The organism is Mycobacterium szulgai, from assembly GCF_002116635.1.
Taxonomy (GTDB): Bacteria; Actinomycetota; Actinomycetes; order Mycobacteriales; family Mycobacteriaceae; genus Mycobacterium; species Mycobacterium szulgai.
The window spans coordinates 1-1,536 of sequence record NZ_LQPW01000026.1; the positions used below are offsets into that span (position 1 = coordinate 1).

Below are 1,536 nucleotides of genomic sequence, written 5' to 3' on the forward strand. Positions count from 1 at the left end.
CCCAGCACCCTCAGCACCATCCACCACCTCAACCGCAGACAACCGCCGCTGCGGATCACCAACCAACACCCCCAACACCCGCTCGAGCCGGTCGATCAAACGGCGGATAGTGGCCTCATCGAAGACATCGCTGCGATACTCCACCGCCCCACCGATGCCGGCGGGCTCACCGGTCTCGGTGAAGCTTTCAGCCAACGAAAACGTCAGGTCCATACGCGCGGTCTGGGTGTGCATCGACACCGCGGTGATGTCCAAATCACCCAGCACCGGCTCCACCATGCCGGTGTTCTGCCACGCCAACGCCACCTGGACCAAAGGGTGATGCGCCAACGACCGGGCCGGGTTGAGCCGATCCACCACCGCCTCAAACGGCACATCCTGATGCTCAAAAGCCGCCACGGCGCGCGCCCGCACCTGAGCCAACAACTCCGCAAAACTCAGATCCCCCACCAACTCGATCCGCAACACCAACGTATTGACGAAAAAGCCCACCACCTCATCCAGTGCCGGATCCCCACGACCAGCAACCGGGATCCCCACTGCCACATCAGAACTCGCGCTCATCATCGACAACAACACACTCAAGGCCGCCTGGACCACCATGAAGCTGGTCGCATGATGCTCACGAGCCACCCGCGCTATTTGCTGCTGCAGACCCACCGGCCAATCGATGCCCACAGTGGCGCCCCGATAGTCAGCCACCGCCGGATAAGGCCGATCGGTGGGCAACGGCAGACGCTCAGCCATCCCCGCCAACGCCTCGTGCCAATACTGCAACTGAGCCGCCACACCACTCTCAGGATCGGCCAAATCACCCAAATGCTCACGCTGCCACAACGTGTAATCGACATACTGCACCGCCAACCCCGCCCACTGCGGAGCACGCCCAGCACACCGACTCCCATAAGCCACACCCAAATCCGCGGTCAGCGGAGCCAACGACCAACCATCAGCAGCGATGTGATGCACCACGAGCACCAACACATACTGCTGCTCACCAACAACGAAAAGCTCCGCCCGAAAAGGGATTTCAGAAGCCAAATCAAACACATAACGCGCCGAGGCAGCCAACGCCTCATCCAGTTGAGCCCCAGACCACCCGAGCGCATCGACCACACTCCACCCCACCCGCACCTGCTCAACACCCACCACCACCTGCTGCGGCACCCCCTCAACCGCCACAAACACCGTGCGCAAACTCTCATGACGACCCACCACATCCACCAACGCCTGACCCAACGCCCCAACATCAAGCGCACCACCCAACCGCAACACCACCGGCACGTTGTAAACCGCGCTCGGCCCCTCCAGCTGATCAACAAACCACAACCGACTCTGAGCAAACGACAACGGAATCACCGCCGGCCGCCGCTGCACCGCCCTCAACGGCGCCCGCGCACCACCACCACCCCCCACACAACCCACCAACCGACCCACCGTCGGCGCATCAAACAACACCCGCACGTTCAGGCTGGTGTCCAGAGAAGCGTTGATCGCGGCGATGGCCCGCATCGCCGACAACGAATCCCCACCCAA

1 protein-coding gene is annotated in these 1,536 nt (G+C 62.4%); it reads right to left on the reverse strand.

Annotation, left to right across the window (positions count from 1 at the left end; genetic code table 11):
- A partial coding sequence (locus AWC27_RS06610) for a condensation domain-containing protein (protein WP_245846895.1) occupies positions 1-1,536 on the reverse strand: 1,536 nt, incomplete at both ends.